We start from the raw sequence: 493 nt of genomic DNA, 5'->3' as shown, positions 1-493 counted from the left end.
TATTGAATAATATTCTTTTCACTAATGTAAAAGAATCTAATAAAAATTTTAGTATGCATTTCCATGATACTTATTCTATAGGTATTACACATCAAGGTTTATATAAATCTAGAAATAAGAATAATACATTTGACTTCTATGCAAACTCTACAAGAATAAACAATCCATATGAACTTCATGGAGGTATATCACAAAATTGGTTTAACCATTATTTTTATCCTTCTGTTGAATTGATGAGTGAAATTTATTTTGAGATTTTTTATGAGAAGAAGAAGCCTATATTTGAAAAGCACATTATTAATGATTTACTTTTATATTCAAAATTAAGAGATGTCTTTGAATCTGTAATATATAAAAAAGATTATATTGAATTAGAAACATACTGTATCGATGCCTTGTCTTATTTAATTAAAAATTATACAGTAGTTGGAAAACAGTTAGATAGTCACTTCAACAATAATATAGTTATTTCTAAAAGTATAGAATTGATAAA

Annotated in this window: 1 protein-coding gene; it reads left to right on the top strand. The window is 23.1% G+C overall.

Going from position 1 to position 493, the window contains the following annotated elements:
* Positions 1-493: AraC family ligand binding domain-containing protein (locus CRV02_RS14400; protein WP_258239329.1), on the top strand; the 493-nt coding region annotated here is incomplete at both ends.

Source organism: Arcobacter sp. CECT 8989 (genome assembly GCF_004116715.1).
Taxonomy (GTDB): Bacteria; Campylobacterota; Campylobacteria; order Campylobacterales; family Arcobacteraceae; genus Halarcobacter.
This window is presented reverse-complemented; position numbering and strand designations above follow the sequence as displayed.